The organism is Larkinella ripae (assembly GCF_054780775.1).
Genome location: NZ_BAAGVR010000022.1, coordinates 693,678 through 717,959 on the forward strand (window position 1 = coordinate 693,678; position 24,282 = coordinate 717,959).

General features: G+C 53.7%; 21 protein-coding genes. 7 read left to right on the forward strand and 14 right to left on the reverse strand.

All coding sequences use genetic code 11. The features are described from left to right. Positions 1-58 precede the first annotated feature (58 nt). On the forward strand, positions 59-478 hold the full coding sequence (locus ACYVHX_RS15800) for a nucleoside-diphosphate kinase (RefSeq protein ID WP_460672626.1): 420 nt from the start codon (positions 59-61) through the stop codon (positions 476-478). Here the strand turns inward: ACYVHX_RS15800 and nth are convergent. The 3 genes from nth to ACYVHX_RS15815 form a co-directional block, all read right to left on the reverse strand. After that, entirely contained in the window at positions 475-1,182 is a 708-nt protein-coding gene (gene nth / locus ACYVHX_RS15805) for an endonuclease III (protein ID WP_460672627.1), read from the reverse strand. The genes ACYVHX_RS15800 and nth overlap by 4 nt on opposite strands. 135 nt (positions 1,183-1,317) lie before the next feature. Then, complete coding sequence (locus tag ACYVHX_RS15810; RefSeq protein ID WP_460672628.1) at positions 1,318-1,554, reverse strand: hypothetical protein; 237 nt, start codon at positions 1,552-1,554, stop codon at positions 1,318-1,320. Next, complete coding sequence (locus ACYVHX_RS15815) at positions 1,529-2,128, reverse strand: RNA polymerase sigma factor (protein ID WP_460672629.1); 600 nt, start codon at positions 2,126-2,128, stop codon at positions 1,529-1,531. The genes ACYVHX_RS15810 and ACYVHX_RS15815 overlap by 26 nt, the downstream gene beginning before the upstream one ends. A gap of 515 nt (positions 2,129-2,643) precedes the next feature. Between ACYVHX_RS15815 and ACYVHX_RS15820 the strand changes: the two genes are divergently transcribed. Together ACYVHX_RS15820 and ACYVHX_RS15825 are read left to right on the forward strand one after the other, a co-directional pair. Next, positions 2,644-3,336, forward strand: coding sequence for a YjjG family noncanonical pyrimidine nucleotidase (locus ACYVHX_RS15820; protein WP_460672630.1), 693 nt, complete (start codon positions 2,644-2,646; stop codon positions 3,334-3,336). Between the two features lie 6 nt (positions 3,337-3,342). Next, positions 3,343-4,122, forward strand: a complete 780-nt coding sequence (locus ACYVHX_RS15825; RefSeq protein WP_460672631.1) for a 3-hydroxyacyl-CoA dehydrogenase — start codon at positions 3,343-3,345, stop codon at positions 4,120-4,122. Positions 4,123-4,154: 32 nt separating this feature from the next. On the opposite strand, the gene ACYVHX_RS15830 is transcribed toward ACYVHX_RS15825, so the two are convergent. The 3 genes from ACYVHX_RS15830 to ACYVHX_RS15840 all read right to left on the reverse strand — a co-directional run bounded on the left by ACYVHX_RS15830 (position 4,155) and on the right by ACYVHX_RS15840 (position 7,060). Next, the gene (locus tag ACYVHX_RS15830; RefSeq protein ID WP_460672632.1) at positions 4,155-4,865 is read right to left on the reverse strand and encodes a DUF3291 domain-containing protein; all 711 of its coding nucleotides are present in this window, start codon (positions 4,863-4,865) and stop codon (positions 4,155-4,157) included. A gap of 176 nt (positions 4,866-5,041) precedes the next feature. Then, positions 5,042-5,605: a thioredoxin family protein gene (locus ACYVHX_RS15835; RefSeq protein ID WP_460672633.1), complete on the reverse strand. Its 564-nt coding sequence runs from the start codon at positions 5,603-5,605 to the stop codon at positions 5,042-5,044. A gap of 177 nt (positions 5,606-5,782) precedes the next feature. Then, positions 5,783-7,060 (reverse strand): DNA polymerase Y family protein, encoded by a 1,278-nt coding sequence (locus tag ACYVHX_RS15840; RefSeq protein ID WP_460672634.1) that lies wholly within the window; start codon positions 7,058-7,060, stop codon positions 5,783-5,785. A gap of 118 nt (positions 7,061-7,178) precedes the next feature. Here ACYVHX_RS15840 and ACYVHX_RS15845 point away from each other — a divergent pair, with 118 nt between their 5' ends. Then, the gene (locus ACYVHX_RS15845) at positions 7,179-7,895 is read left to right on the forward strand and encodes a S24 family peptidase (protein WP_460672635.1); all 717 of its coding nucleotides are present in this window, start codon (positions 7,179-7,181) and stop codon (positions 7,893-7,895) included. A 62-nt stretch (positions 7,896-7,957) separates the two neighbouring features. On the opposite strand, the gene ACYVHX_RS15850 is transcribed toward ACYVHX_RS15845, so the two are convergent. Beyond that, positions 7,958-8,302, reverse strand: a complete 345-nt coding sequence (locus ACYVHX_RS15850; RefSeq protein ID WP_460672636.1) for a transposase — start codon at positions 8,300-8,302, stop codon at positions 7,958-7,960. Between the two features lie 9 nt (positions 8,303-8,311). After that, positions 8,312-8,572, reverse strand: a complete 261-nt coding sequence (locus ACYVHX_RS15855) for a transposase (protein WP_460672637.1) — start codon at positions 8,570-8,572, stop codon at positions 8,312-8,314. Positions 8,573-8,635: 63 nt separating this feature from the next. Here ACYVHX_RS15855 and ACYVHX_RS15860 point away from each other — a divergent pair, with 63 nt between their 5' ends. Then, a complete protein-coding gene (locus tag ACYVHX_RS15860) occupies positions 8,636-10,363 on the forward strand; it encodes a GMC oxidoreductase (protein WP_460672638.1) in 1,728 nt (575 codons plus the stop codon). An 83-nt stretch (positions 10,364-10,446) separates the two neighbouring features. On the opposite strand, the gene ACYVHX_RS15865 is transcribed toward ACYVHX_RS15860, so the two are convergent. Continuing rightward, positions 10,447-11,193: a GLPGLI family protein gene (locus ACYVHX_RS15865; protein WP_460672639.1), complete on the reverse strand. Its 747-nt coding sequence runs from the start codon at positions 11,191-11,193 to the stop codon at positions 10,447-10,449. 23 nt (positions 11,194-11,216) lie between these two features. After that, on the reverse strand, positions 11,217-14,048 hold the full coding sequence (locus ACYVHX_RS15870) for an outer membrane beta-barrel protein (protein WP_460672640.1): 2,832 nt from the start codon (positions 14,046-14,048) through the stop codon (positions 11,217-11,219). 385 nt (positions 14,049-14,433) lie between these two features. Between ACYVHX_RS15870 and ACYVHX_RS15875 the strand changes: the two genes are divergently transcribed. Both ACYVHX_RS15875 and ACYVHX_RS15880 read left to right on the forward strand, forming a co-directional pair. Further along, complete coding sequence (locus tag ACYVHX_RS15875; RefSeq protein WP_460672641.1) at positions 14,434-15,645, forward strand: ATP-grasp domain-containing protein; 1,212 nt, start codon at positions 14,434-14,436, stop codon at positions 15,643-15,645. Positions 15,646-16,075: 430 nt separating this feature from the next. Continuing rightward, complete coding sequence (locus ACYVHX_RS15880) at positions 16,076-19,183, forward strand: GEVED domain-containing protein (protein WP_460672642.1); 3,108 nt, start codon at positions 16,076-16,078, stop codon at positions 19,181-19,183. Here ACYVHX_RS15880 and ACYVHX_RS15885 read toward each other — a convergent pair. From ACYVHX_RS15885 to gldB, 4 genes are read right to left on the reverse strand one after another with little or no spacing between them, the layout of a single operon-like run. After that, positions 19,173-20,984: a MutS-related protein gene (locus ACYVHX_RS15885; RefSeq protein ID WP_460672643.1), complete on the reverse strand. Its 1,812-nt coding sequence runs from the start codon at positions 20,982-20,984 to the stop codon at positions 19,173-19,175. The genes ACYVHX_RS15880 and ACYVHX_RS15885 overlap by 11 nt on opposite strands. Continuing rightward, on the reverse strand, positions 20,984-21,409 hold the full coding sequence (locus tag ACYVHX_RS15890) for a Fur family transcriptional regulator (RefSeq protein ID WP_460672644.1): 426 nt from the start codon (positions 21,407-21,409) through the stop codon (positions 20,984-20,986). The genes ACYVHX_RS15885 and ACYVHX_RS15890 overlap by 1 nt, the downstream gene beginning before the upstream one ends. Positions 21,410-21,433: 24 nt before the next feature. Then, positions 21,434-23,248, reverse strand: coding sequence for an ABC transporter ATP-binding protein (locus ACYVHX_RS15895; RefSeq protein ID WP_460672645.1), 1,815 nt, complete (start codon positions 23,246-23,248; stop codon positions 21,434-21,436). 41 nt (positions 23,249-23,289) lie between these two features. After that, positions 23,290-24,264 (reverse strand): gliding motility lipoprotein GldB, encoded by a 975-nt coding sequence (gene gldB, locus ACYVHX_RS15900; protein WP_460672646.1) that lies wholly within the window; start codon positions 24,262-24,264, stop codon positions 23,290-23,292. Positions 24,265-24,282 lie beyond the last annotated feature (18 nt).

Consider the following 24,282-nt stretch of genomic DNA (forward strand, 5'->3'; position numbering starts at 1 on the left):
AGAATTGTTATGTAATCTTTATACCTTTGAAGCCAAATAATATTTTGTTTACTTCCTGATGACGACCAACCGTACGTTTACCATGATTAAGCCCGACGCCGTTGCCGAGGGCCATTCCGGAGCAATCATCAAAATGATTGAAGAAGCCGGTTTTCGGATTGTTGCCGTAAAGAAAGTTCAACTGACCAAAGAACGCGCCGGGCTGTTCTACGCGGTCCATAGCGAGCGGCCGTTTTACGACGGATTGACCACCTATATGTCGTCGGGGCCGATTATTCCGATGATTCTGGAAAAAGACAATGCCGTAACCGATTTCCGCCAGCTCATCGGAGCCACCAACCCGGCCCAGGCGGAAGAGGGAACCATCCGCAAACGGTTTGCCAAATCGGTTGAATCCAACGCCATCCACGGCTCCGACTCCGACGAAAACGCGAAAATCGAAGGCGATTTCTTTTTTGCCGGGATCGAGCAATTCTAGTCGGAATGGGCTGAATTTGGATTACGCAGATTAATCCCGCTCCGCTGGTTCGGTTTCCCTGTGTAATCCAAATTCAGGAAATACTGACAAAAATGCGTTAGTGCGCAATCGTTGCATTTTGGGGAGCGGGCGATGCAGACGTAACGTCCGTGCAGAATGAGCCAGTGGTGCGCTTTAGGCACATATTCTTTCGGAATGTACTTCACCAGAGCCAGCTCAACCGCCAGCGGGGTTGTGGCGGTTTTCGGAACCAGCCCCAGCCGGTGCGACACCCGAAAAACGTGCGTATCGACCGCCATGGTCGGCTGATTAAAAATCAGGGACGCAATGACGTGGGCGGTTTTTCGGCCCACCCCCGGCATCTTCTGCAAATCTTCTACCTTCGCCGGGACTTCCGATCCAAACTCTTCTGTGAGCACCCTGGCCATACCAACCAGGTGCTTGGCTTTGTTGTTAGGATACGACACGCTCCGAATGTAGCCAAACACCTCCTCAACCGATGCGGCCGCGAGAGATTCCGGCTCCGGAAACCGCTCGAACAGTTTGGGCGTTACCTGATTGATGCGCTTATCGGTGCATTGGGCCGACAAAATAACCGCCACCAGCAACTCGTACGGATTGCCGTAGTTCAGTTCGGTTTTGGGTTCCGGAAAGTTCGTCGTGAAGTAATCGAGAAACAGGCGAAAGCGCTCTTTCTTTTGCATATACGAAATAGGCCTCTCCGCTTAACTCTATACTTCCCTGTTCAACTCTGCGAAACTATTTTAAAACTAGTTCGCGGATTTGAACAGGGAAGTATAGAGTTAAGCGGAGAAACAAAAACCCGTCGGGCCGTGAAGTCAGGCCGACGGGTTTGGTGCGTAATTTTTCGAAAAATTCAGGATGTTCTGGACGGCGGAATTCGAGGGAGTGCGTTCGATTTTATTCATCAAGCATTTGATTTCTAGCGCATCCAGATAAAAACTCATTAATTCCGGTTCTGCCATCAGAGCGTCTTCAATCAACAGATTTTCTTCGGCTGAAGTTTCTTCGTAGACATACCGGACTACGTCATCGTTGGTAAAAATTTGTATCATAGTATGGGGAACGTTTGCTTAGTTGCTTCCGCAAATTAATTAAAGCATAACGCATTCTCCCCAATGCCGTATTGATACTGACTCCGGTTGCATCGGCAATTTCTTGGAAACTCATTTCCTCGTAATGCCGCATAATCAGAACCTGCCGTTGCTGCTCGGGCAGCCGTTGAATCAGCTCACGCAGATGTTCGTGGGTCTCCTGCCGGATCTGCACCGACTCGATCGAGTCTTCGGCAAATTCCAGCGTATTGAAGACATTACTCCCATCTTCAAACACTACATTGGGGTAGCGTTTTTCCTTTCTAAAAAAATCAATAGCCAGGTTGTGAGCGATCCGAATAATCCAGGGCAAAAATTTACCCTCTTCGTTGTACTTTCCCGATTTTAATGTTTCAACCGCTTTGATGAAGGTATCCTGCATTAAATCTTCGGCAACGTACTGGTCCTTTACAATCAGATAAATCGTGGTATAAACTTTCGATTTGTGGCGCAGAACCAACTTCTCGAAGGCTTTTTCACTACCGCGGATGTACAGGGATATAAGCTCACTGTCGCTAACCTGCAATTTGTCCATTTTCAGTAATCAGTTAGGTAACGTAGAGCGTTGTATCGATAGTGTGTGAGCGTTGGGATTTTTAGTGAAAGATCTGATTGTTTGTCTCAAAATAAACTATTTTCATTTTATTTTGCAATAGCCGGAGAAATTATTTTCATACTTATGGGTCAAAATACAACACTTTATTGTGCAAATTGTAAAAAAAACTCTTGTTTTTCGAAATTTTGACGATTCAGGCTTATTCGGTGAATACTTTGTATTTTTTTTACCGACTCGTTGAATAGACCCAAAATGATGCCAAAGGGTTTAAACCGTCCAAAATTGTTTCAAAAAAGCAGGGGATAAATAACCAGCCAATTAGACCGGACCTTTATTTTGTAGCACGCATCTAATATACGAAAAATAACGGTTTCAAGATTGCATGAACGTATGAAATTTTAAAAATACGTACCGTTATTTGATAGTTAAGAAGCAGCGCAGAACCGGGATGCCGAAACCGGGCAATCGGGCGCTGCCTTACACCCGCTTTCCGTATGTATAAACACATTTTTTTTGACCTCGATCATACGTTATGGGATTTTGACCGGAACTCCGCCGAATCGATTAGCGAGCTGTATGACCAGTATCGACTGGCGGAGATCGGTATCGAGTCCGCGGACGTTTTCAACCGTCATTTTTGTACCATCAACCGCCAGCTCTGGAGCGATTACGATAATAATCGATTGAGTCATAGCGATATTCGCTACCGCCGGTTTCGGATGGTGATGGAAGCCATCGGCGTTTCGGATCATTCGCTTTGTGATGACATGAACGAGACTTACCTTCAGCTGCTCCCCCGAAAACCGCACCTGATGGAGTCGGCTGCGGAGCTCTTGGAGTATTTAAAAGATCGGTATGTGCTGCACATCATCACCAACGGATTTGACGAAATTCAGGCGTTGAAAATGGCCAGTTCGGGCTTGACTGACTATTTTCAGCACATCATTACCATCCAGAATGCCGAAGCCAAAAAACCGGACCCGCGTATTTTCGAGTTTGCCCTCACCAGGTCGGGTGCTGCAGTAAACGAAAGTTTGATGATTGGTGACAATTACGAGGCCGATGTGCGCGGGGCCCAGAATGCGGGCATGGATGTCGTTTATTACAACGTCGAAAACCGCCCGATCAATGGTCCGGCGCCTACCTACGAAATCCGCCATTTGAAAGAACTAATGGCTATTCTGTAAACCGATATGCACTTTACCAACACCACGGCCCTGGTTACCGGCGGAGCGTCCGGGCTGGGCGAAGCGACCGTTCGTCAATTTCACGCGCTGGGAGCCAATGTGGTCATCCTGGACCTGAACGAAGAAAAAGGCGAAGCTTTGGCCGCCGACTTGCTGGACCGCACCCGCTTTGTCCGAACCGATGTAACCAGCGAAACGGACGTGCAGGCCGCAGTTGATCTGGCGGTTCAGGAGTTTGGGAGCCTTCACATTGCGGTCAATTGCGCCGGGATTGCCGAAGCGCGTAAAACCCTTGGCAAAGTGGACGACAGCTACGGCCCGCATTCCTTGGCGGTTTTTGAGAAAGTAATCAAAATCAACCTCATCGGTACGTTTAACGTGATTCGGCTGGCGGCTTTTGCGATGGAGAAAAACGCGCCGAATGATGAAGGAGAACGGGGTGTAATCATCAATACGGCTTCGGTCGCTGCCTACGACGGCCAGATCGGGCAGGTGGCCTATGCCGCTTCCAAAGGCGGTATTGCCAGCCTGACGCTGCCGGTGGCGCGGGATCTGGCCCGAACCGGCATTCGGGTGATGACCATCGCTCCCGGCTTGTTTGAAACGCCCCTGCTGCTGGGTCTGCCCGAGGAAGCCCGGCTTTCGCTCGGCCAGCAGGTGCCGTTTCCGTCGCGGCTGGGACGCCCGCAGGAATACGCCTTACTGGCTAAAGCCATTGTGGAAAATCCCATGCTGAACGGTGAAGTGATCCGCCTGGATGGCGCGATTCGGATGGCACCGAAGTGAGAAAACCGGCAAGCCGCCGGTTTCCTAAACCCTTACCGGTCTGTATACACCTTTTCCACGGCCAGCGGTTTTCCGAAAAACGTGCCTTCGCTTTTCTCGACCGCAAACCGGGCGAACAATTCTTCCGAATACCAGCGCCGTTCGCGCGTTCGCCGGACGACTTCCTTGTGACCGCTCTGCCGGTAGGCAAACTGCTCAATTGCTTTTTCATCCTTCCAGACGCTGATCGTACATTGCTGCACCAGCGGTTTTTCGCCCACGCCCAGCGCCAGCAACACATCATCGACATGGGCTTCCAGGCGCTGGCGGGCCTGCGGAATATGCCGCCAGAAATCGGGCAAAGCCGCCAGCCGGAGGGTAGCCCGGGTGAGCACCGCCACCGGAAAACCGCCCGCATTCGTGCGCGGTCCCGACGACGGTTCGAACGGGTTCTGTCCATCCCAAAAACCGTGTGAGCGCAGGGGACGCAGGTAAAGCGTGCCCACTTCCTCCGTATTTCGGCAAACGTGTTGCCAGCGTCTGGATTGGAAGAAAAACCGGGCGGCTTCTTCGTCGTTCCAGACCCCCAGAAAAACATACGCCGAAAAATCGGGCATCAGGCCGAAGTTTTTACCGCAACCCATCATTTTCTGAAACCGCAAGCCCTCTGCCTGAAAAGGACGCATGAGCCAGCGCCCCATGTTGGCAAACGCGCCGTACCAACCGCGGAGCGGATACCGCAATACCGTAAATGTAACAATCACCTCAAGGTCAACCGCTGGTTACTCAGTCTGTAGGAATATACCACCGAGAACGCCCGTTTGTTTTGTAATAACCGGAAAAGCAACCCGGCCCCTTCCCAAGCCGGTGCGATCGCTAAACGAAAAGCGGTCCGGCTCATAAAACCGGACCGCTCTTTGCAGACTGAGGCTGCCCGTGTTTATAATTTGGCGGAATATTTCTGCGGGTAAGTTTTGGCTTTGAATTGGTCGAAAGGCTCTTTCCCGTAGTGATCCCCGCCGATGAACGTAATGATCTGATGAAATTCCGGTGCTTTGATATAACCCGGGATCGGCTGGATGGGCTGAAATTTCTCGTTCAGAAAGACCACCGTCGGATAGCTGAGCTGATTTCGCAACAGGGCGGCTGCCAGCTGATGATATCCCCGGCTCCCCTGGGCAACGTACACAAATTTGTCCGTACCCAGCGTGATGTCTTCTTTCTGCTCGGCATTCAGCTTAACGGCGTAATAATTTTTGCTGATGTAATCGACCACGGACGGATTCGTAAAGGTTTCCCGATCCATAACCTTACACCAGCCGCACCAGTCGGTATAAACGTCGATGAAGATTTTCTTGGGCTTTTTCTGATTCAGGGCGAAGGCTTCCTCAATGGTCATCCACTTGATTTTAGCGTCTCCTTTGGCTTCCGGATGGGGCCGGAACGCAACCAGACTGCCGGCCATCAGCAGGGTCACGATCGTGAACGTGAATAATTTATTCATGAGTTGCTTATTTGTACGAAACCGCTCCTGCGATTCGCTGTGCTGCATTGAATAACGAAAGGTGCAAAAAAACCGTATGCCGCCCCACGAAGTTCGTAGTCCTCATTTTGACTCCGGTATCCGAAAATGGTAACCAATTTGGCGGATAAAAATCGCTTGGCCGCGCAAGGTAACACTCTAAAACGGATTTTGGTCATCGTGCAGATCTTTGATGGACCCGAAGCCAATCACCTCCCGAAAAACCGGGTTATCGCGCAGTTCGGTGGCCCGGATCAGCTTGTCGCGGCCGAATCGCTCTTTCACTTCGTAAAGCGTTTTCCGAAGCGTGTTTTTGCGGGTATTGTCCTCACATAAACGGAACGGCACCAGCTGGGAGGCCATAAAATGGAACACGCTGACACTCATGCTCCGAATTGAGGGGTTTAAAACCGGCTCGCGCGGGTTGACACGCTGAAACCGTTCGAAGCGCTGCCGGATCAGGCGATAGAGTTCCATGCTATCCTGCTTAGGTTCAGGAAGTTTGATTTCGTCGGTGTATTTTCTCCCGTCGCGGTACTGGCAATAAAACAGCACCACCTGACAGAAAACATCCTGCTTCACCATCCGCCGTTCGAGCGTCAGGCAGAGCGATTGCAGCAACTCATCCAGTTGTTCGGCCGACCGGCGCTGGTTGGCCGAAATGGACCGCATGGCCAGCATGCTTTTGCAGGCGTTGGTGTCCAGGTCGACTTCGCCCCCGAAGTTCAGCCGCAGGTGCCAGTGCCAGCCAATGATGCTTTTACAAACCGCCCGCAGCCGCTCCGGTGACGCATAGCGCAAATTCAGGGGCGTCAGAATGCCCTGCTCTTCCAGGCGTTTCGCCATTGGGTGACCAATGCCGGGCAGATCCGTCAGTTTCAGCTTTTTCAGCACTTCGTCAATCGTTTCGGGCGTAATGACCACCAGACCGTCGGGCTTGTAAAGATCGGAGCCCAACTGGGCCAGAAACGCGTTGGGCGCAATGCCGATGGAGCACTGAAGCCAGTCGCCTACTTTCGTCCGAATATCGCTTTTGATCTGTCTGGCGACCTCCAGCACATCCTTGTACATCAACTGGCAATGGGTCAGATCAACCACGGCCTCATCAATGCTTTTGGGCAACACGTCGGGTGTAAACTGACGCAGCACCTCAACAATCGCCACGTGAAATTCCCGGTACCGTTGGGAGTTGGTTTCCACCGGAATCAGCTCCGGACAAAGCTGAATGGCTTCGTCGAGCCGCATGCCCAACCGGACGCCCAGCCGTTTGGCTTCGATGGAAGGGGCAATAATGCACTCCTGCTTTCCGGTGTAGACACAGACCGCAACCGGGCGGTTTCGGAGGGAATAGTTGACCTGCTGCTCGCAGCTGGCAAAAAAGCTGTTCATATCGACGAACAGAACCGTCGGATTCGTGTACTCTCCCAGCCGTTTCATTTTATTTTTCAGGTTGTGTATAATATTATTCTGGCAGTTGTCGTCGGATTTGTTGTTTTATTTAGTAAATTTGATCACAATATATAATACTTATATTATAAAAGTCAATACTTATATTATGTTGAACGAACCGGGAAAATCTTTTGAAGAGGGTTTGGAGCCGATTCAGGAGCGGCTGCGGCAGGTATTTGACGCACTGGAAATCAGTATCTACCAGGCTGCGAAAGACTTGGGCGAGAACTCATCTAAATTTTACAACATCCTGAACGGACGCGCCAAACCATCGTATGACACCATCATGCGGTTGTTGGAGCAATATCCGCAGGTACGGGCCGATTTTCTGCTGCGGGGTCAGCGGCCCGTTCTGGACGAGCCGGAGCAAAACGGAAAGATTATTGAGCTGGAGGTTCGTTACACCGACCTCCCGTTCGTACCGACGCGCTTTTACGCCAGTTTCGTCGAGACCTACATCGAAGGAATCAGCATGGCGCAGATGGAGACCTACCGGGTGCCGGTTAATCTGGTCGGTAATCACAAAGATCCGGTGGTCATCGAGGTTTCCGGCAACAGCATGACACCCCAACTGGCCAACGGAGCGAAAGTGCTGGCGATTCTGGTGGATCCCACGAACTGGGAATACCAGTCGGGCGGTATTTACGCCGTCATCTACCGCGACTTTTTTGTGGTGAAACGCATCAAAGACAACGAGTTGCTGACCAAACAGCGCCTGACCCTGCACTCCGACAATCCGAACGGCGGCAGCGTTACGGTTCCGTTAAAAGACATTCGGGGCATCTGGAAAATCGTGCGGGTAATTGACTCACCGGTGGAGTAGATCAAGAAAAAAGCAAACGAGCGAAACCTGCCAGGTTCAAAGACCTGGCAGGTTTTTTATTACTATCCCATATCGACACTTTCGTGAAAACCGACAAAGGCCTCCCGGCCGCCAAACCAGTTCAGCACCTCATCCCAAAATAGTAAGGGCGGTTTTTCAGAAAGAAGCGATTGAAACGATGAATACGGCCATCTGGATAGTTCACGGACAAATCCATGCCTGACCGGATTGTGATGAATGGAGTAAATGAGCTGGTTGTAATACCGCTCATCCGTCACCGCTTTTTGTTTGAAACGATCAATAAACAAAGCCCCTCGTCGTTCGAAACGTTTGTTATACGCTTTGGCGTAGGCGTTGAAAAAATTGGAAAACCGCCGGCTCAGTTGCAGCAATACCCATTCCTGCAAATCCGCCGGTCAGGACGGTTCCTGAATTTCAAAATGAGCGATTAATTCAGCGACGGTTTTGATGCGGATAATGGCGTGAAAATGATTGGGTATCAGGCAATACGAGAACGTATCGGCGATGGATATGCAGTGGTCAGCGTATTTTTTGAGAAAATAGCGGTAATTATCCGGTTCGCGGAACAGGAGTTCGGTGCCGTTGGCATGATTATAAATGTGGTAATAATGATCCGCCAGTAAAGGTGGATAGGTTTCAGCCGTAGCAACGTTCAAATTTCATATATTAGACGAAAAAACCGGCAAGCTCTCAAAGAGCTTGCCGGTTTGTCAGATTATATGTACACTACCACAAAAGCCACAGGTCAAAACGCCTACGATGCCATCGTCATCGGTTCGGGCATCAGCGGGGGCTGGGCGGCCAAGGAGCTGTGCGAAAAAGGGCTGAAAACACTGGTACTCGAACGGGGCCGCATGGTCAAACACGGGACGGATTACCCGACCGCGATGGCCAACCCCTGGGACTTGCCCCACCGCAACCGGATGCCCGACAGCTTTGACCTCGCCAATCCGGTTGCCACCAAATGCTACGCCCTGGACGAAGCGACGCAGCAGTTTTTTGTGAAAGATGCCGACCATCCCTACATTCAGGAAAAACCGTTCGACTGGATTCGGGGCTACCAGGTAGGCGGAAAATCGCTGATCTGGGCGCGCCAAACCCAGCGCTGGAGCGATTACGAATTTCAGGCGCCCGCCCGCGACGGTTTTGCCGTCGACTGGCCGATTCGTTACGCCGACCTTGCGCCCTGGTACAGCCACGTCGAAAAATTCGTCGGCATCAGCGGAAATAAAGACGGTATCGATACGCTGCCCGACGGGGAGTTTCTACCGCCATTCGAATTGAACTGCGTCGAAAAACACATTCAGAAAGCCGTTAAAACCAATTATACCGACCGGCAGGTGATCATTGGCCGCTGCGCCCATTTAACCAAACCGCAGCCCATTCATTTGCAGCAGGGGCGCGGGCAGTGCCAGGCCCGGCACCTGTGCTACCGGGGGTGCCCCTTCGGCGGTTATTTCAGTTCCAATTCGGCGACCTTGCCGTGGGCAGCCAAAACCGGCAACCTGACCATCCGGCCCGATTCGGTGGTGCATTCGATCCTGTACGACGAGAAAAAAACCGGGTCAACGTCCGGGAGGGCAACCGGCGTTCGGGTGATCGACGCCAACACCAAACAGGCGACGGAGTATTTTGCCAAAATTATTTTCGTCAATGCGGCTTGTCTGAACTCGAATCTGATTCTGTTGAATTCCACCTCCAACCGGTTTCCGAACGGTCTGGGCAACGACAACGGATTGCTGGGCCGCTACGTCGCTTTCCATAATTACCGGGGCAGTCTGACGGCTTCGTTCGACGGCTACCAGGATCAGTATTTTTACGGCCGCCGGCCTACGACGGCCTTCATGCCCTCGTTTCGGAATGTCAAAAAACAGGAAACCGACTTTCAGCGGGGCTACATGGTGGCTTTCAGCGCCAGCCGCGCCGGGTGGCAGCAGGGCAACAGTCAGGACGGTTTTGGGGCGGCATTCAAAGAAAGTCTGCTCACCCCCGGCGACTGGAGCGTGTACATGATGATGCAGGGCGAAACCGTGCCGAAATACGAAAACCACGTTCGCCTGAGTCCCGATCAGAAGGATCCCTTCGGCATTCCGCAACTGATTACGTCCGTCGGTTACGACGCCAACGACGAAAAGGTGATCGGCGATTTTCTGGTGCAGGGCGCCGAAATGCTCGAAAAGTCGGGCTGTAAAAACATTTCGGCCCGTGACGATCACCGCAACCCCGGTCTGGACATTCACGAAATTGGCGGTGTCCGGATGGGCAAAGATCCGAAAACCTCGCTGCTCAATGGGTGGAATCAGTTCCATACCGTCAAAAACGTGTTCGTCACCGACGGCGCCTGCATGACCTCGGTTGGCAACCAGAACCCCTCCATCACCTTCATGGCCCTCACCGCCCGGGCCGCCAATCACGCGGTTTCGGAGCTAAAGAAGGGAAATCTTTGATTGAATGATGGATGATAAATGATGAACGATGAATTACTTGCGTCCGCCCATTCATCGTTCATCATTTATCATCCATCATTCAATTAATACCGTATCGACCAATACGGGTTTTCCTGGGCTTTTATGCTGGTCTGGATATGGTCTTTGATCAGTTTATCGTAATCGGCGGTTTTAATTTTTCTGGCTTTGATTTTTTTGCCGGGCGCCAATTCCTTCGAAACGTCTTTCATCGCAACAGAAGTTGCCGTGATGACGGCATCGCCGTCGTTCAGATCCAGCTCCAGAATCAGGCCCGGCAAGCCGGAGTACTGCTCGGGGCCGGCCGAAACCGGAATATCCTGGGCAAACCAGGCAGTGATTTTCTGCTGCCGGATGGGGTCTTCGGTTTCGGCTTTCATGCAGATATGACCGGCAATGTCCTTCAACTGGTTGAGGATTTTCCAGGAGGACGCTTTCAGCGAATCTTCCACAATGTAGGTTTTTCCCAGCATCTCGATAACATCCGAACGGGTTTCCTGCTTAAAATCCCGGCGGATGATGTAATCACTGTTGCGGTACGACCACTTGCCGTCGTCGCTGCGCCAGTATTCGCTTTCGTTGGTATACAGACTTTGATCGGCGTTGAAATACAGAATCATTTTATTTTTATGATCACTGTAATTCTTCCAGGTAGCCTTCATCCGCTCTTTCTGGTCCAGACTCAGAAACGAAAGCCGGGCCATAATTTTGGGTTGATCTTCCGTGCGCTCGTAGGTGACCACGCCTTGCAGGGGCTGGGACATCGCTGGGATGCTCAGGAGCAGGAAACAATAGATCAGCAGTTTTTTCATTTTTATCAAAGCATTTTTAGGCGTTAAAACATGTTGTTCCGGCGCATCTGCGATTTCAGGCCCCGCACGTTGTAGGTAAAGGTGAGCATAAAATACTGGGCCAGCGTCTGAACCTGCTCTTTCTGAACGAAGTTCTGATTGGCCTGCTGCGTAATGCCCTGGTTTTTATTGAACACATCGTAGGCCGTTAACCGCACCTCCGCTTTGTTGTCTTTCAGGAAAAGTTTGTACACCGACAGGTTCAGGATGGGCAGCCGTTGCGTGAACGGAAACTGTTCGTTTTTGAGCTTGTAAATCTGGTAGTTCATCTGACCATTGAAGAAAATACCCGCTGGCAACTGAACGTTCATTGTACCGCCGTAATTATAGTTGTAAATTTTCTGGTTCTGGGCGGTATTGATGGAATACCGGGTGTCGGTGAAGTTCCAGTTGAAGTTGGGATAAAACGTGAATTTTTCGCTGGGCGTCAAATCGAGGCTGACCCTGAAGTTGTAATTATCGCTGTTGGTGTTGTTAAAAACCGCATTGATGTACGTCGGATTTTTGCTGAAGTTCAGATTACCGCCCAGGTTCAGGGTCGCTTTGGTCTTTTTCAGGGGAAAGCCCAGGTTGAAATACGACCCGACTCGCGTGCCCCCACTGATGTTGTCGGGCCGCGAGGTGGTCACCAGCGCTTCGTTGACGGTCTGGTTGTAGATAATCTGGTTGATGTTGTAATTATAGTTCAGGCTAATGTAGTAATTGACAAAGCTTCCGGGATTAAAGCTACTGTAGGAACCGTTGAGCTGGTGAGACAGGGCCGGCAGCAGGTTGGGATTCCCTTCCCGAATAAACCGGGGATTGCTGTTGTCGACCACGCCCGGCTGCAAGTCGGTGGTCTGGGGCTGCTGCACGTTGACGCTGTAGTACAACCCGTAGTACTTGTTTTTGATCCGGTAACTACCCGAAAAGTTGGGCACCACGGTAAAATACTTCCGGTTGACGTTGGTAAACTCCGAGGACGTCTGGTCCACCGCAAACCGTCCGGCCAGGTTAAACCAGACGCCCGCCAAACCGCCCGATACATTGAATCCTTTGTCCGAATAGCGGAACAGGGAACCCACCCGGTTATACACAAAGTCGTTGGTGTAATACCGGCTCAGGCTCGTGTTGCGGACTAATCCCTGATCGGTAACATCAAACACATTGCGATCCACCTTGTCGCTGCGCAGGCTGACGTTGTAGAAGGTTTCCCAGAACATCACTTTCGACAGCGGTTCGGTGTAGTGCAGGCTGGATTTGATTTCGGTGCGGAGGCTGGTGGTCGTGTTGTCCTGAGCGATCCGGGTTACGGGAGCGCCGATGCCGGTGCCCGTCGTGTCGCTGAGAAAGGTGTTGGTGGATCGCTGGTTGGCCGACCCGTCGGTATCGTTCAGGTTGAAAGCGGCACTGGCGGCAAAGTTGCGGCCTTTTTTCCGAAATTTGTGCCGAAAAATGGCGGTTGTTGCCACCTGCAGTCCGGTGAAATCGTTGCGGTTGTTAAAAACCGTCTGGCTGGTGTCCCGCATCCGGTAGAAGAGCTGATCGCTGTACTGGAAACTGTTGCCGCTGTTGGCCCGCAGGTTTCCGATGAGAACGAGCGTGTTGAGCGAGTCAAGATTCTGCTCAAACCGGGCGCTGGCCCGGTGGTTGCGGGAGAAATTGCCCTGGCTCTTTCCTTCGTTCGTCAAAAACGAGCTGGAGCCGGGCACGAAGGTTTCCCTGTTCAGGGTTGAATTCAGCGTTTGCCCCGACTGGTTGTAGAAGTAGTTGGAACTCAGCTTGGTCTTCTTCGTATCGTAGTTGTAGTTGGCCCCACCGGCGTAGTTGCGCGAAAACCCCCGGTTGCTGCTGTAGCCGCCCGTAACGGGCACGCCAAAACCGTCGTCGCCCCCGAAGAAAATCACCCCGCCACTGTAGAATCCGAAATCACCCTGGTCGTCCCAGTTGAACGACTGGCTGCCCCGAAAATCCTGGTAATCGTCCCACGACAAACCGGTCTGGTTGATGTTGTTCCCAAAACCCAGCACCGACATTTGTTCTTTGGTGTTGAAGCGGTTGTAATTGCCCCGCAGCTGAAACCGGTCTTTCGTCCCCGCACCCGCCGTTATTTTCCCAAAACCGCCTTTCCGGTGACTTTCTTTCAGTTCGAGGTTAACGGCTTTTTCCCGTTTGCCGTCGTCGATGCCCGTGGTTTTGGCGGCTTCCGTCTTGTCGTTGAAGATCTGCACTTTGGAAATGGCATCGGCCGGCAGGTTTTTGGTCGCCAGTTTCGGATCGGTGCCAAAGAAAGTTTTGCCATCAACGGTTACTTTTTTGACATCTTCGCCCTGAGCTTTGATATTGCCATCCTGATCGACCTGCACACCGGGCAGTTTCCGCAGCAGTTCCTCCACCGTCGATCCGGGGGGCACTTTGAACGAAGCCGCGTTGTACTCAATCGTATCACCCCGGATGCTCAGCGGAGCGCGGGCGGTTTTGACCACCACTTCCAGCAGTTCTTTCTGAATGGGTTTGATCGGCAAGTCGCCCATGTCGGTGACCTCCCCATTTGCGGGATTGACCACTTCCTGCAGCGGCAGAAAACCGACATACGATACTTTCAGAATATACGGGGCGCGTTTGACGTTTCGAAACTCAAAACCGCCTTTGTCGTTTGTTCGTCCGTAATTGACCAGCGCCGAGTCTTTAGGAGTCAGCAGCATGACCGTTGCACCGGGCATAGCCGCTTTGGAAGTGTCGGTAATGGAACCGCGGATGGAAATACGCGCCGACTGTTGGGCAAAAACCGCACGACAACAAACCGTCAGCAACAGCAGCAGGAGAATTTTTTTCATAAGGGATAGGAAGCTAGCGTAGCGCCAGCAAGTTGTAAAGAATTATCATTCGTTGCTGAAAGTTAACAATTTTTAATAAAACAACTACAAGCGTAGTTAAAAAATTATTTTTATAGGTGTGCCTCTCAGGAAGGACGCCGTCGAAAGGACTGAAAACGCACCAAAGACAGGCTTCATTTCGACAATGTTGCACCCGAATCGACCTTTTTGAACCCCTGAACTGGATTTGGAACCTTTGCATGGGTTTTCGGACAGCGTGTTTATTTTTGTGAAAAACCGCCACCCGGCTCAAACAATCCGTCCCCATTAATCATTGACTCCCTAAAACGCTTACCTTCATCAGCCCGTTCGGCAAGCGCAACCGCCTTTCAAACCCTCTACAGCCATGAGCCATCTGTCTTTTCTCTGCATTTCGACGTACTTCAAAGGAGAAGCGTTTCTGAAAGCCTGCAAGGAAGCCGGCAATACCGTGTATTTGCTGACCTACGAGAAACTGGCCGACCACCCCTGGCCCCGGGAAGCCGTGGATGAGTTTTTTTACCTGCCGTCGCAGGATAATTCATCGCAAAACCTGGACCGGATGATCAACGGTCTGGCGTACACGATGCGGTCGCGGAAAATCGATCGGGTGGTGGCTATGGATGATTTTGATGTGGAAAAAGCGGCCCTGGTGCGCGAAACGTTCCGGATTCCCGGCATGGGCCAGACCACGGCCCGGTTTTTCCGCGACAAGCTGGCGATGCGGATGCGGGCGGCTGCCGACGGCATTCGGGTTCCGGCCTTCAGCAGTTTGTTTCACGACGAAACGATTACGGACTTTCTGCGCACGACGGAAGCGCCCTGGCTCATCAAACCGCGTTCGGAAGCCTCGGCCACCGGCATTAAGAAAGTCCACTCGCTGGACAAAGCCTGGCAGGTGATTCATTCGCTGGGCGACAACCGCCATCAGTTTCTGATCGAGCAGTTCAAACCGGGGCGGGTTTTTCACGTCGATTCGCTCTCGCAGAACGGCAGCGTCTTATTCACCCGCGCGAGTCAGTATCTGGCCACGCCGATGGAGGTCGCCCACGGCGGGGGCGTGTTCCGGACGGCGGTTTTGCCGTTCGATTCCGACGAAGCCCAAAGCTTGTACGCGTTGAATGCTGCGGTTTTGAACGCCTTCCGGATGCAATCCAGCGCGTCGCATTCCGAATACATCCGGGGTGATCACGACGGCGAATACTACTTTTTGGAAACCTCATCGCGGGTGGGTGGCGCCAACATTGCCGAACTGGTGGACATATCGTCGGGCATTAACCTCTGGCGCGAGTGGGCCCGGCTCGAAAGTGCCATGGCTCGCAACGAACCGTATCAGTTGCCGGAAGTAAAGAATCAGTACGCCGGTCTGATCATTTCCCTAGCCCGCCAGCAGTGGCCCAACACCGCCGGTTTTACGGATGAAGAAATCGTGTGGCGGATGAACAAGGAATACCACGTCGGCTTCATTGTCAAAGCGCCCGAACGCGAACGGGTGTTGCAACTGCTCGACGATTACATGAACCGCATTTATCAGGAATTCCACGCTTCTGCCCCCGTTCCGGACCGGCCCACCAATTGATCGGGTCTGGGTTTCCAGGTTTTTCTGCGGGCAAAAACTAATCTTTTACCGAACGGGAATACCGGGTCGCAAGGCCGGTTTTAAACGACTTTATCAGTCCGTTTTAAAATACCGATCGACAGTTCCGTCCCTTTTTAACCCCCAAAAACCGCCCCGAAAACCGTATTCAAAGCCCTGACTTGCCAGTACACCCGCCCCAAAGAAGCGGGTTTTCTTTTTTCTAAAAATTTAATCTGAACAGAACAAAGTATATTTTGTTATACAAACATCAATTCAGTAAATTTATAATTACCAGTAACGAGAAAAAGGTTCTTACCCACTGCCTTTCGTTTACTCAGCCTGGACTATCGTTCTTAGCGATTCGCCGGCGGCACACAACGGCCCGTTAGCGAACAGCCCGTTTAGATCATACCTGGTTACTTATCAGACTATGAAAGCATCCTTTACCAGCAATCTGATTTTCTGGCTCACCCTAATGAGCCTGGTGGGTCACGCCCAGTTTTTCTGCGGGAACGCTTCCAATCCGGCCCAACCGATTCACCAGACCAAAACCGTCCGAACAGCCGATCAGGCGTTGGCAAAAAAGCTGCGGACAACCGCCACGACCCTTACGTATATCCCGTTGAAAGTGCATCTGGTTCGCAACAATGACGGAACGGGCGGGGCGCCGGTGACGACTCTGATGACGGCCCTCGCGGGTCTGAACACCCAGTTTTTGTCCGCCGGTATTCAATTTTACCTGGTCGGTTCTGCTCCCAACCTGATCAATAATTCGTCGGTCTATAACCTTGACTGGTCAAGCAGTCAGCCGGTTCTCGCAGCGAATCGTGATCCGGCAGCCGCTAACCTGTTTGTAGTTAATTCACTGACCATCAACGGCGTTAGTTACGGCGGTTTTGGGGGCGACTACGTGATCATGACGATTTCGAGCCTGACGCCCGCCCTGCTCACGCACGAGTTCGGGCACCATTTCGGCTTGCTTCACCCCTTTGGAAACGGCCAGGAGCTGGTTTCGGGCGCGAATTGTGCCACGACAGCCGACTTGATTTGTGACACCCCCGCCGACCCCTGGGATCTGCCCGGCGGTGGCAATACCGATGATGGAAGCTGCACCTACAGGGGCGGTCTGACCGACGCACAGGGACGACCTTACCAACCCATGATGGACAATGTGATGTCGGGCTGGCAGTGCTCCCGCACGCTCGCGGCCCGGTTTACGGCGGGGCAGCAGCAGGTGATGGCCGCTAATCTGGCCTACTGGCTTCAGAACCCGACGGCCATCCGAAATTACACCCGCGTTCCCGATGCCGTAACGGCTCCAACCCTGCTTTCGGTCACGAAAACCAGCGGAAAAGCGCAGCTTACCTGGCGCGACAACTCGGCCAACGAAGCCGGTTTTCTCATCGAACGGGCCGTGGGAACGCCCGAAAATTTCAGCGCTATTGGTGGCGTCGCTCCCAATACCGCAACCTTTACGGACGCCGGAATTGCCGCATCGACAACGTATCACTACCGCATCCGGCCCGCGAACACTTCCACAGGTTCGCTGAGTAACACGCTGACCTTCAACGCCGGTTTGCTCTACTGCATTCCCCGGTATTTTGCGCCTTATCCGAATCCGGTCGCCAGCGGCAACGTCGGCATCGACGATGTGGTGCTGCGCAGCACCAGTGCGGTTTTGCTCACGAATACCGGCTCCGGTTTTGCGGCCGGTTCTTACATCGACTATTCGCCCACCCTCGCACCGCCCACGCTCACCGCCGGTCAAAGTTATTCACTCACGCTGAAAGGCAAATTTGAAACCCTCAACCAGGCCAACGTCGCCGTCTGGATGGATTACAACCGCGATGGTGTCTTCAGTACTGCCGAACGGATTCTGGCTCCGGTCCAGAAACTGATTGCCGGCAGCACACTGACGGCACTCTTTACCATCCCGACGAGTGTGACAGCGGGCCCAACGTATATGCGCGTCCGTGTAGCCAGCCTGGTTCCGCCGGACCCCACCGAGGTCAACGACCCCTGCGCCCTGCTGTACGGCAAAGGCGAAGCCGAAGATTATGCGGTGACCCTTCAGTCGGCGACCCCACCGGTCATCAGCGTCGGCCTGGTCCCGGCGGTTTGCGCGGGCGCTCAGCTGAGCGTTCCGTTTTCAACCACCGGCGTTTTCCAGGCGGGCACTACGTTCAGCGTGCAGCTGTCGAATGCGGCCGGAATCAACTTTGTGGCTATTCCCACGAGCGGAACGGCGAGTCCCTTGATGGCTACAATCCCCGCCAGTACACCGGCGGGTACGGGCTACCGCGTCCGCGTCGTTTCTGCCAATCCGGCCATCACCAGTCAGTCCAGCACGGTTTTTACCGTCAACGCCCCCGCCACGGCCAGCATCAGCGGCAGTTCGACCACCAACAGCGGGCAAAGTGTACCGCTGGCCCTTTCGCTGGGCGGCACCGGGCCGTGGAGTTTGACCATTACCGCCAGCTCGGGCGAAAACTATTCGTTTACCATGCCGACTCCGCAGTTCAACCTGTATGTAGCCCCCCGGCAAAGCACCACCTACCAGATCACGCAGGTTCGGAACGGCTGCGGAGCGGGTGCCGTTTCCGGCTCGGCGACCATCATCGTTCGAACGCCCTGCACCGCGCCAACGGCCACCTTAACGGGCAGCACCACGCTGACGGCGGGTCAGCCCGCAACGCTCCAGGCGGTTTTTACCGGAACTGCCCCGTATGCCTTCACCTTATCGAATGGGCAAGCCTTTACGAATCTGGTCCAGAGCCCGTTTAGCTTCACGGTCAGCCCGGCGCAGACCACCACCTACACCATCGCCAGCCTTAGCAATGCGTGCGGCACCGGAACGGCCAGCGGTTCGGCAACGGTTGCGGTAGTACCCAATACCGCTTGTCCGGGAGTAACGGCCACCCTCGCCGGAAACGGCACGATCACCAGTGGGCAAAGTACGCCACTGGCCCTTTCGCTGGCCGGAACCGGGCCGTGGAGCCTGACCGTCAGCGCCAGCACGGGCGAAACGTTCAGCTTTACAATGCCCATCAGTCGTTTTTTTCTCTACGTATCTCCGCGCCAAACCACCACCTACCAGATTTCGCAGGTTCGGACCGCCTGCGGCTCCGGAACAACCGCCGGAAGCGCCGTGGTGACGGTTCAAACGCCTAATGGCCGGTTTGCGTCTTCGACCCTTCCGGATTTTTTGGTCTCGGAAGCTCTCCTGTCCGATGCGGAGAAACAACAGATGATGGGGTCAGGGGATGAATTCGGGTCCGCGAAACGGTTGCGCGCCTATCCCAATCCGACGGCCGGTGCACTAACCGTCGAGTTTCAGCTCCGTCGGGCAGGGCCCGTGACGCTGGCCCTGGTTAATTTGTCGGGAACAGTGGTGCAGACTTTACTGGAAAAGATTGCCCCAACGGCAGGATGGCATACCGTTTCGCTTAGTTTGGCCGGATTACCGCCCGGTTCGTATGGGCTGATGTTGAAACAAACCGGCTTACCGGAATCAGAGAAAATCCTGCTTATTCGGTAAGCGCATCGTCCTGAATCTGAATGCCGATCGACTGCATCAGCTGGCTGGCGTTGAAGCTCCGGCAGACCCCATTCCGCAACTGGTAATCGAAATGGAGCTTGCCATCCACAACGTCCGAGTTGAAACTGTAATTGTGCACGAAGGGGTGCGTGGCCGCCAGTTCGCCCAGTTCCACGTCGTGGGTCGACACAAAACCGGAGGCCGTGGTTTCGTGGAGTTGCAGAATCAGCGCCCGCGCCCCCCGGTGCCGGTCGGCGGAGTTGGTCCCTTTCAGAATTTCGTCCAGGAAATACAAAACTGGCCAGTTGGAGCTTTGCCGCGTGCGGTCGATGAGCGTTTTCAGGCGTTTTAGTTCGGCGTAAAACGAGGAGGTATTCTCTTCCAGCGAATCCTGCGTTCGCATGCTCGTAAAGACCTGCACCGGCGAACAGACCAGCCGCTCAGCCGCCACCACCGAGCCCGCCAGCGCCAGCACAACATTGGTGCCAACGGTGCGCAGAAAGGTGCTTTTGCCCGACATATTGGAACCGGTAATCAGAATGGTTTGCCCGTTGCCGTGGATGGGCAGCGAGTTGGCTACGCTGCGGTTTGCCAGCAGCATCGGGTGCCGAACCTGCCGCGCATCCAGTTCCAGCGTTTCCTCGTTAAATTCCGGAACGACATACTCCGGGTGGGCGTAAGCCAACCCCGCCAGACTGCTGAGGGCTTCGGCTTCGGCCAGCGCATCGAGCCAGGCGTTCAGGTGCGGACCGTAAAGGCGCTTCCAGCGGTCCAGCGCCTGCAAATAATGAATATCCCAAAGCGTGAAAATACCGACCAGCAGAAAGAAATACGGATTTCGGCGGAAATTCAGATTTTCCACCAGGCGGCTCAACTGGCCGATCGCAGCCGCAGCCGGGCGGTTTTCCAGATTCGTTACCGCCTGCAAACGGTGTAGAACAGCCGATTGAAACCGGGGCGTTTCGAGGTGTTTCAGCAAATCGCGGTAGGTTTTCAGCGCCTGTGACATCGCAAATGTCTGCTCACTGACGTTTTTAGCCCGCTCGGCCACCTGACCCAGAACCAACCCGTGCACCAGCAGCGAAGCCGTGACGGCCCAGCCCGGCAAAATTCCATTCAGCCACAAACCGATCAGCCCCAGCGTAAGGGCCGGAAACACCCAGCGGGCAATCGTTGTATAAACCGGCAAGGGTTCTGTGGGTTTCGTGGCCCAGCTTTTCAGCTCCTGCGGGGAGTCGCCAACGGTCGGATTGAGGTACGCCAGCGCGGCCAGTTCCTGCCGCCAGTCGAGCAGCGGTTTTAATTCAGCGACCGCATCCTGCCGAAGCAGGACTTCGCTGATCGGGACCGGCGATACCAGAAAAGACGCCAGTTTGCGGCTGCCCTCGTAGGTATGCGTCCGGTTCAGGAGCCGGAACAGCGAATGGTTACCAAAAATATCCAGATCGCCGGCGTAAGGATGGTTGGTGTCCGCAAAACCGGCGCCGGTTTCGGGGCGCAGAAATTTGCGTTCGAGTCGGCCGGTTTCGTCGCGGTTGATAAACGCCAGCCAGCGGGCGCGGTCCCGACGGCGCTGAACGGCCTGATGGCGTTTCAGCAACACCAGAAAACCGCTGATCGACACCAGACCCAGGCCCAGCGCCAGGGCGTTTTCTCCGCGATCAACCAAAAAATAAAGCCCAAAAGCCGCGCTAATGAACCAAATTACCCGAATGATGGCCAGCCGGTTGTAGCCCGCGCGGGCTTTGAGTTCTTCCTGTAAAAACCGGGTTTCACGTTCCGCAAAAATCGACTGGGGCATTACACAGCGGTTTTATTACAAAGCGAACACACGCCCTGAATCAGCAGATTGGTTTCTTTGCGGCTGTAGCCCGAAGGCAGGCTAACGGCCGGAATCAGGGTATTTTCCAGACAAGTTGTCAAACCGCACTGTTCACACTTGAAATGAACGTGATCGTGGTGGTGATCGTGGGCGCAGGCTTCCCGGCAGAGGGCGTATTTCAAACCGCCCTCGTCGTCCAGCACTTTGTGCAGAATGCCCTTATCGACAAACGTTCTGAGCGTTCGGTAAATGGTCACCCGATCAAAATCCGCTTTCAGGCTTTCTTCAATATCGTGGTGCGCCAACGCGTAATTGGCGGCAAAAAACGTATCCAGCACGCCCTCGCGACAACTCGTGTGCCGCAGATGAAAGTCGTCCAGCGTCTGTTTAATGGCTGCGTTCATAAGTTTAAAAGCCGGTTTGGCATTTTAACTATCCGTTGTTTCAAACTGTAATTTAACCAGATTTGCGTACAAACCGTCTTCGAGCATACTCAATTCTTCGTGCGTGCCGGTCTCGCTGATCTGGCCTTCGCGAATCACGTAGATGGTGTCTACTTTCCGAATCGTTGCCAGACGGTGCGCAATGATGATCGTGGTCCGGTTTTGCATCAGCTCGTCCAGCGCTTCCTGCACCAGCCGCTCCGACTCGGCATCGAGCGAACTGGTGGCTTCGTCCAACACCAGAATCGCCGGATCTTTCAGAATAGCGCGGGCAATGGCAATCCGTTGCCGCTGGCCACCCGACAGTTTAACGCCCCGTTCGCCCACAACCGTCCCAAATTTCTCCGGAAACGACTCGATAAACTCCAGCGCGTTGGCTTTGCGGGCCGCTTCAATTACTTCGGCTTCGGTCGCACCCGGTTTTCCGTAGGCAATGTTTTCCAGGATCGTCCCGCCGAACAGAATCACTTCCTGCGGCACCACGGCGATGTTCTGGCGCAGATACCGGATGTCGATGTCCTGAATGGGCCGACCATCGACCGTGATGGAACCGCCGTTGATCGAATAATACCGCAGCAACAACTGCACAATGGTCGATTTTCCGGCGCCACTCTGCCCCACCAGCGCAATTTTATGCCCCGACGGCACCCGCAGCGAAATCCCTTTCAACACCTCCACATCGGGCCGCGACGGATACGAGAACCGAATGGCATTAAACGCGATGTCGCCGTGCAGCGGCACGGCCAGGGTGGCCTGTTCCTGCGCGGGCAGTTCCACCTCGGCGGGCTCTTCCAGAATATCCAGAATCCGTTCCGACGCGCCGATGGTCCGTTGAATCTGGGCGTAAAGATCCCCCAGACCGCCCACGGCCCCGCCGATATACATCGTGTAAATCACAAACGTCACCAGTTGCGCAAAGGTCAGTTCGCCCGCCAGCATCAGTTGCGCGCCGTACCAAACCACGCCGACAATACCGCCAAAAAGGGCAAAAACGATGAACGAGACAAAACCGCCCCGGAAATTGGCTACCCGCAGCGAATTCTGCACCACTTTCTCCAGCGCCGTCGAATACCGCCGGACCTCGTAGGGTTCGTTCGTGAAGGCTTTCACCACGCTGACCGATTGCAGGGTTTCTTCCACGACCACGTTGGCCTGGGCCAGTTCGTCCTGCGCTTTCCGCGACAGTTTCCGGATGAACTTCCCGAAGAAAATAGCCGCCACAATCACCACCGGCACCGTCGCCAGCATAAAACCGGTCAGTTTCAGCGACGTAAACGAAATCAGGGCCACCCCGGCCAGCAGGGTGATGATCTGGCGGAGAAATTCGGCCAGGGTCGTCGATAACACGTCCTGCAACTGCGTCACGTCCGACGAAATCCGGCTGGTCAGTTCGCCCACGCGCCGTTGTTCGAAAAAGAAAACCGGCAGCGTAATGATTTTTTTGTAAACCGCCCGCCGAACGTCGGCCATCGCCCGCTCGCTGACCTGCGCAAACAGATACACGCGCGCAAACGAAAACGCCGACTGCACCACCAGCAAGCCGAACAACAGCAGCGTCAACTGGTTGAGCGACCCGGCCGCCAGCTTGTTTTCAACGACCTTCAGGATATCGCCCAACAGCTTCGGAAACACCAGCGTGGTGGCCGACGACAGCAGCAGAAACACCATTCCGGTGATGAAATACCAGCGGTACGGTTTTATAAACCGGAACAACCGCAGCGACTTCTGCAGCGCATCCCGGGTTACTTTCACTTTTTTATCTTCTTCGTTCTCCTCCGAACTTCTTCCTCGCTTTGCCATTCGTTTTCCGGTAAGGTCGGCTAACCCTCCATTTTATTGTACTAGTCCTCGTCTTTAAATCCTTTGTAACCCGATTGTTCAAAAAGCTGCCGGGCGTTGGCGTTGTCCATCAGGGCCTTAACCCCCGGTTCTTTTTCGTCGAAATACTTTCCGACAATCCGCCAGCCCAGCCAGCGGCCGATGGCGCCGGGGCTTTTCGAGCCAATTTCCGCCGTAAAAGGGCGCTCGGACAGGTAGCGGTTTTTGGTCGCCGGGTTCACCTCGTAGAGCAGTTTGGCGTCGATGAAGTACGCCCAGATGTCCGATTGAACGTTGTAAGTCTGCGTCAGTTGCCGGTCGGTGTAGCCAATAATCAGACTGTCGGGCACGTCGGGCAGCATTTGTTTTGTAAACACGTACCCCTTGCCGTAGTAGATCATATCGGCCAGCAATGTCTGGTCCTGCTGATCGGTTTTGTTGAACCGTCCGGACAGGGCGGTAACAATCGTGGGCGCAATGAACGGCTTCTGATACCGGCGGAGAATGTAGGCCGGCAAACCGCGCGGACGGTATTTGGCCGTCGGCCCCGCGAAATAATCCAATCCAATAATGACCAGGGTGTCGCTGATGACCAGATCGGGGCCCATAAAACCGGACACCATCGTGGCAACTTTCGGCGGCTTGAATTCCGGGAAATTTTCGTGCATCCGGTTGAACGCACCCGACAGTTGATCCTGAATGTCGCCCATCGTTCCGAATTCGGTGTTTACCTGCTTGTACAATACGTCAAGCTCCTTATCGTTAACTCGTTTGAGCAATTCGTTCACCAGCGCCGTGTCCTGACCGAAGCGGGTGGTCCCGAAATACGCCTGAGCAACCGCCTTGTGCTCGTTCAGCCATTCGCGAACGGCTTCGGGCTTTCGGGCGGCAAAAAGCGCCTGCTCCGGCCGCTCAATCGTTACCAGTTCCTCGGTTTTGGAACAGGCGTTGAAAATGAGTATACTTACTAAGCTAAAAACAACAGACCAGATCTTCATTCCTGCTAATGGGCGTTC

Bases quoted from the DNA above. Each gene is read 5' to 3' on its own strand.
- ACYVHX_RS15880 (WP_460672642.1), top strand. From the start codon at position 16,076: ATGAAAGCATCCTTTACCAGCAATCTGATTTTCTGGCTCACCCTAATG.
- ACYVHX_RS15820 (WP_460672630.1), top strand. From the start codon at position 2,644: ATGTATAAACACATTTTTTTTGACCTCGATCATACGTTATGGGATTTT.
- ACYVHX_RS15810 (WP_460672628.1), bottom strand. From the start codon at position 1,554: ATGATACAAATTTTTACCAACGATGACGTAGTCCGGTATGTCTACGAA.
- gldB (WP_460672646.1), bottom strand. From the start codon at position 24,264: ATGAAGATCTGGTCTGTTGTTTTTAGCTTAGTAAGTATACTCATTTTC.
- ACYVHX_RS15840 (WP_460672634.1), bottom strand. From the start codon at position 7,060: ATGAAACGGCTGGGAGAGTACACGAATCCGACGGTTCTGTTCGTCGAT.
- ACYVHX_RS15835 (WP_460672633.1), bottom strand. From the start codon at position 5,605: ATGAATAAATTATTCACGTTCACGATCGTGACCCTGCTGATGGCCGGC.
- ACYVHX_RS15890 (WP_460672644.1), bottom strand. From the start codon at position 21,409: ATGAACGCAGCCATTAAACAGACGCTGGACGACTTTCATCTGCGGCAC.
- ACYVHX_RS15825 (WP_460672631.1), top strand. From the start codon at position 3,343: ATGCACTTTACCAACACCACGGCCCTGGTTACCGGCGGAGCGTCCGGG.
- ACYVHX_RS15800 (WP_460672626.1), top strand. From the start codon at position 59: ATGACGACCAACCGTACGTTTACCATGATTAAGCCCGACGCCGTTGCC.
- ACYVHX_RS15845 (WP_460672635.1), top strand. From the start codon at position 7,179: ATGTTGAACGAACCGGGAAAATCTTTTGAAGAGGGTTTGGAGCCGATT.
- ACYVHX_RS15875 (WP_460672641.1), top strand. From the start codon at position 14,434: ATGAGCCATCTGTCTTTTCTCTGCATTTCGACGTACTTCAAAGGAGAA.
- ACYVHX_RS15885 (WP_460672643.1), bottom strand. From the start codon at position 20,984: ATGCCCCAGTCGATTTTTGCGGAACGTGAAACCCGGTTTTTACAGGAA.
- nth (WP_460672627.1), bottom strand. From the start codon at position 1,182: ATGCAAAAGAAAGAGCGCTTTCGCCTGTTTCTCGATTACTTCACGACG.
- ACYVHX_RS15895 (WP_460672645.1), bottom strand. From the start codon at position 23,248: ATGGCAAAGCGAGGAAGAAGTTCGGAGGAGAACGAAGAAGATAAAAAA.
- ACYVHX_RS15815 (WP_460672629.1), bottom strand. From the start codon at position 2,128: ATGGACAAATTGCAGGTTAGCGACAGTGAGCTTATATCCCTGTACATC.
- ACYVHX_RS15860 (WP_460672638.1), top strand. From the start codon at position 8,636: ATGTACACTACCACAAAAGCCACAGGTCAAAACGCCTACGATGCCATC.
- ACYVHX_RS15870 (WP_460672640.1), bottom strand. From the start codon at position 14,048: ATGAAAAAAATTCTCCTGCTGCTGTTGCTGACGGTTTGTTGTCGTGCG.
- ACYVHX_RS15865 (WP_460672639.1), bottom strand. From the start codon at position 11,193: ATGAAAAAACTGCTGATCTATTGTTTCCTGCTCCTGAGCATCCCAGCG.